The sequence below is a fragment of the Rickettsia asembonensis genome (genome assembly GCF_000828125.2).
In the GTDB taxonomy this organism is placed as follows: Bacteria; Pseudomonadota; Alphaproteobacteria; order Rickettsiales; family Rickettsiaceae; genus Rickettsia; species Rickettsia asembonensis.
Genome location: NZ_JWSW01000043.1, coordinates 1 through 6251, shown reverse-complemented (window position 1 = coordinate 6251; position 6251 = coordinate 1). Strand labels below are relative to the sequence as shown.

Genomic DNA, 6251 nt, shown 5'->3' with positions numbered 1-6251 from the left:
TCAACACTCCCTTTATGGTATTTTTTGGCTATTCCAAGACCTACAAGCAAGCTAGCTGCAAAAATTTCAGCGGTATAACCGTCATTATCGTATATTACCTGTTCAAGCTCACCAAGCTTATACCCATCTTCATTGCTACATTCTTGCCGATTTAATATCTCTTCTTTTTCCTGTAAAGCTTTCCATAACTCCTTATTCCCTGTTATTACCGTATCTATAATTTTAGTATTTTCATAAAGAAATTGATCTTGTTTTAAACAACCTACTTTAGAGTTTTTAGGTATGTTAATATCGCCGAAAGCCGGCTCTTCTTCCTTAGTCAAGACTTTAAAAAAGTTGTTTTACCTGCTCCGTTAGCACCTACTAAACCATATCGTTTATTATTTTTAATATGCAAATTTACATCGGTAAATAGTATTCTTGCACCATAACTCATGGCTAAATCGTTTATAATAATCATATTTTTAGATGTCGTGGTTAAATTTAGGAATAATTGAAAAGGTTTTAAAAAAGTTATAAATATTTAATATTTCTTCAACAACTCAAGAACTTTTGCAAAATCTACTATATATTCTTCTTCTTTTTCTAAATCTTTAAGTTTGAGGCTATTATTTGCTTGTTCTTCATCACCTATGAAAATAATAAATTTAGCATTTTCATTAAGAACGCGTTGCATTCTTTTAGCTATTTTACCTACGGGATCTATAATAGTAGCAACATTTTGCGAACGTAATTTATCGGCAATTTCTAAAGAGTAAGTAATATTATTTTCACCGATCGGTAATACAAATACCGGCTTTACTTCAGATATATTATATTCCCGCATTAAAGCAATTCGCTCGATACCGGCAGCAAAACCGATAGCCGGTACATCATCATTATTACCCATGATTTTAGCAAGCCCGTCATAACGTCCGCCGGCCAAAATAGTGGATTGACTCCCTAGCTTTTTCGTAGTGAATTCAAAAGCAGTATGGCAATAGTAATCAAGCCCTCTAACTAAAATTGGGTTTATAGTATATTTTACGCCTAAAATATCTAGATACTTTATTAACTCTTCAAAATATTCTTTGGACTCATCAGTATAATATTCAGATAAAATCGGAGCAGCAGCTACTATTTTCTGATCAATTTCGCTTTTAGAATCAAGAATCCGCATTGGATTTTTGGTCATCCTTACTTTGCTTTCTTCTGATAATTGATCTTTAAAATCATTTAGATATTCTACCAGCTTTTGTTGATAAGCACTTCTTGATTTGCTGCACCCAAGAGAGTTAAGCTCTAAAGTAGTATCCTGCTCTATTTCAAGTGCTTTAAGTATATCCACGGCTAACTTCAAAGTTTCAGCATCAGTAATAGCACCTTTAGCCCCGATATATTCATAATTTAGTTGATGAAATTGTCTTTGACGCCCTGCTTGCGGTCTGTCATAACGAAAAACAGGACCGGTAGAGAAAAACTTTAAGGGCAATTTATGTTGTAAGCCGTTTGAGATGAAGCTTCTAATAATACCTGCTGTAAATTCAGGTCGTAATACTACGGAATCATTGCTTTTATCTAAAAAACTGTAGATTTCTTTACTGATTACATCGGAGCTTTCACCCATCGAGCGGTTAAAAACCTTGGTATACTCAAGTATTGGGATACTCATTTGCTTATAGCCGTACAATACCCCAACATCTCTTGCTTTGTTAATTATATAGTTGTGGACTTTATAATCATCCGACAAAAGATCTTTCATTCCTCGGAGTGGTTGCAGCTTTTCAGTCATTTGCTTAATTTTGTGGTTTTGTGTGGATACCAAATCGTCATTGTGAGGAAATTACGAAGTAATTGTACGTACGCAATCTCAGGATACTTGACAAGATTGCCACGTCGCTTCGCTCCTCGCAATGACGACTCGGGTATCCTATAATAAACAAAAAATAGGTATACTCGTTTAATTTGGAAAAGAGCAAGGCGTTTTATATTTTTTGACCGCAGCGTACATACTAGTACGTGAGGATCAAAAAATATAAAACAACGACGCCAATTTTTCAAATTAAACGAGTATACCTATTTTTGCTCTTTTTTCATAAAGAACGATCTTACAATATATAAAACAAATATTGTAATAAACCAATATATTAACGCACGACCTGCCATTAATAGATTAAATTCACCGTCATATATTTGAATAAATAGTAAGTATGCACAAGCAATTAAAATAAACGGTACAATAATAAATACTAAAGGACATCTAAAAGGTCTTTGTGCTTCAGGTAATCTTATCCTAAATAATACCACTATTATTGTGACGGTTATATAATCAATTAATGCTCCCATTGAAGTTAATTGAGTTAATAATTCCGTAGAGCAAAATCCTCCAAGGATAGCAGCTAAAGAAGCAAATATTATAATCGTAATATACGGGCTATCATATTTTGGGTGCAATTTTGCAAAACTTTTCGGTAGTAAACCGTCACGTGCAATAGCATAAAAAATACGAGAAGTACCGTAAATATTCATCATCAACACCGTCATCATGCCACAAACCGCACCAGTTGCAACAATAGCAGAGCCAATCTTGCTATTATTGATAGTTAAAGCATAAGCAAGTGGTTGATCGTTATTTAACTGATCAAAAGGTGCAATACCGGTCACAAGCCCTGCCATTGTTACATAAACTATAGTAGTTAGAACAAGCGAGCCGATAATACCAATCATTATATCACGCTTTGGATTTTTACATTCCTCAGCTGCAGTTGCAATCGTTCCAAAACCTGTAAAAGCTAGGAATAAAATAGATGCACCTACTAAAACATTACTAAAACCGAAAGGCATAAAATTGCTCCAGTTAGTAGCATCGAAATGAGGAGCAGCAGCGAGTACAAATACAAATATTGCAGCCATTTTTATGAAAACTAAAATTGCATTTAGTCGCTTACTATCTTTAGTACCTAAATATAAAATAAATCCAATAAATACCGAGATTAAAAATGCCGGTAAATTTATTATACCGCCGTTTGTCGGTACTGTAGTTAATTCTTTCGGTAAATTAATTCCGCCTGCCGCTAATATTCCTTGTACGTAACCCGACCAGCCCGCAGCTACTATTCCTGCAGCAACACCGAGTTCTAATATTATAACGCTACCGATCATCCAAGCAAATACTTCACCAAATGCAACATAGGAGTAAGTATAAATACTTCCGGAAGTTGGAAGCATTGCAGCAAGTTCGGTATAAACAAGTGCTACGAAAATACAGGTAATACCGGCAATTGCATAAGATACCATTACTGCAGGTCCTGAATATTTAGCAGCAATTATGCCGGTAACAACGAATACGCCGGTACCAATCATTGCACCAAGACCTAGTAATATTAAATCGAACGCTCCAAGAGTCTTGCTAAGACCGCTTGAGCTACCTATCTCTTTTACTGATTCAAAACTTTTCTTCCTTAAAAAACTCATTAGTTTCTCCTGTTTTAGTGAGCTTATTTTTTTTGTGAATTGTGTGTCATCCCGCGAGCTTGTAGCGGGATCCAGTAATTCTTAAATGTCATCCCGTGGCTTGACCACGGGATCTAGAAAAAATTAAAAAAGACTGGATACCGTGGTCAAGCCACGGGATGACAAATTGGACTTAATCTACCTTATATCTCTAGTAATCCACCCGCCGCCGAGTACTCTTTCGCCTGCATAAATAACGCATGCTTGCCCAGGGGCAACGGCTTTTTCTTCGGATAAAAATTTTACTTTCATTTTATCATCGTCGAGTTTGCTTATTTCAGCTAAACGAGGCGGTCTTGTCGAACGAATTTTAACTTCTACTTCTAGCTTTTCATTATCTTTAATCTCATCTGCAAGCCAGTTTATGTCTTTAATTATAAACTCCTGCACATGTAATGCAGACTCCGGTCCTACATATACTATATTGTCCTTAGGATCAATCTTTACTACATATAAAGGCTCGTTATAAGGTATACCAAGGCCACGACGTTGCCCTATAGTATAATTAATTATACCGCTATGCTCTCCTAGCTCAAAACCGTTTACATGAATAATTTTGCCACTTTCGCTTGCTCCCGGACGTATTTTATTTATTACACTCTTATAATTTCCATCAGGTACGAAGCAAATGTCTTGGCTATCGGGTTTATCTGCTACCTCAAGCCCAAATTTACTAGCAAGCCTACGTGTTTCATCCTTAGTAAGCCCCCCAAGAGGAAAACTCAAATATTCCAATTGCTCTTTAGTAGTAGTAAACAAAAAATAACTCTGATCTTTTGCCGGATCAAGTCCCGTATGTAACTCCACCCCGTGAACACCGTTTATTTTTCGTACGTAATGACCGGTAGCAAGCTTATCTGCTCCAAGCTCTTTAGCCGTTTTAATTAGATCCCTGAATTTCACCGATTTATTACATTGCACACATGGAAGCGGGGTTTCGCCTTGTAAATAGCTATCGACAAAATTATCTATTACCGACTCTTTAAACTTACTCTCATAATCAAGTACGTAATGGGGAATACCTAGCTTATTTGCTACCATTTTAGCATCGTAAATATCCTGACCGGCACAACAGGCATTTTTTTTCCCTACTGCCATACCGTGATCATATAGCTGCAAGGTAATACCTATAACATTGTGTCCATGTTCATGCAACATTGCGGCAACCGCCGAACTATCAACCCCACCTGACATCGCGACAACTATAGTAGACTGCTTATCCCCTAAATTAATCATACCAACCTTAAACAAACAGCAAGTTATACTAAATTTATAATTAAATTACAACACTATCTTTTAATATATTAAAATGCTATAATCAGCGTTGTTTAAAAATTATTGATTTCGTCATTGCGAGCAAGTATTGTTGCGTAGACCGGTAAAACCCACTGTGTCATCCCGTGGTCAAGCCACGGGATGACAGAGATGAAATTGATCCGCGTAGCCTATGGCTGCTCGCAATGACGAGGTAATACCCACGCGGGCAATACCTCCTTACAATGACATAGCCTAAAGAATTCAAAAAATCATATGTTATTTAAAATATTATACAAAACGATTATTACATTAGCTCTAATTTATTCCGTACTAATTATCTTAGAATATGCACGCCAAGGTTTTATTAATGATTTATCATTACAAAAAGTAGATTTATCTATTCAGAATTCTATAAAAGAGCCTATTTATTTAGTTTCTTATGCCAACGGTCCGGAATATGTTTATCGTAATCAAAATGCTACTACTCACTATACGATTAATAAAGGTATAGATTTCATATTTAACTATAAGAAAAAGCATATAAATCAAGCATTTATAGAAAAAAATCAAGAAATTTTTAATGAACCTACAGGAGCGGGGTTATGGCTATGGAAACCTTATATTATACTTGAAACAATGAAAAATGCACCGGAAGGAGCTATTATAGTATATTTGATTCAGCTTTTGTTATTAAAAAACATATCAGTAATTTAACAAATCTTTTAGGCGATAATGATATATTACTGGTACATGATCGCGATCGTAAAAATGGTAGTTTTGTTAAAGGTGAAACTTTCGCTTTAATGGATTGTCTGAACAAAGAATGCAGAAATAACGATCATATTTGGAGTGCCGTTATTGTTGTGCGTAATACCGAACTTTCTCGTTCTTTTATTGAAAAATGGCTAAGAAGTTGTGAAGATATTAGAATTCTTTCAGGCAAGGATTATAATATTCATCCTAATTACGATGAATATAAATGGCATCATTCCGACCAATCTGTACTTAGCCTTATATATCACAAGAATCCACAATCGGTTAAAATAATAGAATATGAAGAAACAGCACCTTTCTTATCTTGGTTTCACCGTAAATATTCAAATAGCTCACCGTTAAAGCCATGGTATAGCATATACGGTATAGAACCTATAATTAATTTTAATACTAACGGCAAAGTTCTACCTTCTACCGCTCTTATAAACACTCCGCCGATTGTTAGACTTCGTAAATGGATTATCGAGAATGCCGGATTATAAAGGCTATGGATAGAGAAATCCATAGCCCAAGATTTATCCTAAAATTTTAACATCATTACCATGGTTTAACCAATGATTTAACGTATGGAAAATAGCTACAACATCATTATTACTTATTTGTAATTCCAAAATTTTAGGAATCCAATCCCATTGTTTTGTTATATTCTTTGGTATTTGTTGTGTATTGCTATAACCTAAGATATAACGGCTATCTTTAGAGTAAGCAATATACGGACATGCTTCCTG

The 6251-nt window shown here is 35.1% G+C and carries 5 protein-coding genes and 2 pseudogenes; 1 reads left to right on the top strand and 6 read right to left on the bottom strand.

The window, feature by feature from the left end:
- Window positions 1-188: 188 nt before the first annotated feature.
- The 5 genes and pseudogenes from SB78_RS11790 to SB78_RS11540 form a co-directional block, all read right to left on the bottom strand.
- Window positions 189-460: pseudogene (locus SB78_RS11790) on the bottom strand (ATP-binding cassette domain-containing protein); the annotation flags it as partial.
- Window positions 461-523: 63 nt separating this feature from the next.
- Window positions 524-1771 (bottom strand): histidine--tRNA ligase, encoded by a 1248-nt coding sequence (hisS, locus tag SB78_RS05040; RefSeq protein ID WP_041079054.1) that lies wholly within the window; start codon window positions 1769-1771, stop codon window positions 524-526.
- 284 nt (window positions 1772-2055) lie between these two features.
- Window positions 2056-3453: an amino acid permease gene (locus SB78_RS05035; protein WP_041079052.1), complete on the bottom strand. Its 1398-nt coding sequence runs from the start codon at window positions 3451-3453 to the stop codon at window positions 2056-2058.
- Window positions 3454-3630: 177 nt separating this feature from the next.
- Entirely contained in the window at window positions 3631-4728 is a 1098-nt protein-coding gene (gene mnmA, locus SB78_RS05030; RefSeq protein WP_041079050.1) for a tRNA 2-thiouridine(34) synthase MnmA, read from the bottom strand.
- Between the two features lie 157 nt (window positions 4729-4885).
- Window positions 4886-5014 (bottom strand): hypothetical protein, encoded by a 129-nt coding sequence (locus SB78_RS11540; RefSeq protein ID WP_277813968.1) that lies wholly within the window; start codon window positions 5012-5014, stop codon window positions 4886-4888.
- 8 nt (window positions 5015-5022) lie between these two features.
- Between SB78_RS11540 and SB78_RS05025 the strand changes: the two are divergent.
- Window positions 5023-6005 (top strand): annotated as a pseudogene (locus SB78_RS05025) (hypothetical protein).
- A 33-nt stretch (window positions 6006-6038) separates the two neighbouring features.
- Here the strand turns inward: SB78_RS05025 and SB78_RS09720 are convergent.
- The coding region (locus SB78_RS09720; RefSeq protein ID WP_041079048.1) for a hypothetical protein at window positions 6039-6251 on the bottom strand (213 nt) is incomplete at its 5' end.

Bases quoted from the DNA above. Each gene is read 5' to 3' on its own strand.
- hisS (WP_041079054.1), bottom strand. From the start codon at position 1,771: ATGACTGAAAAGCTGCAACCACTCCGAGGAATGAAAGATCTTTTGTCG.
- SB78_RS05035 (WP_041079052.1), bottom strand. From the start codon at position 3,453: ATGAGTTTTTTAAGGAAGAAAAGTTTTGAATCAGTAAAAGAGATAGGT.
- mnmA (WP_041079050.1), bottom strand. From the start codon at position 4,728: ATGATTAATTTAGGGGATAAGCAGTCTACTATAGTTGTCGCGATGTCA.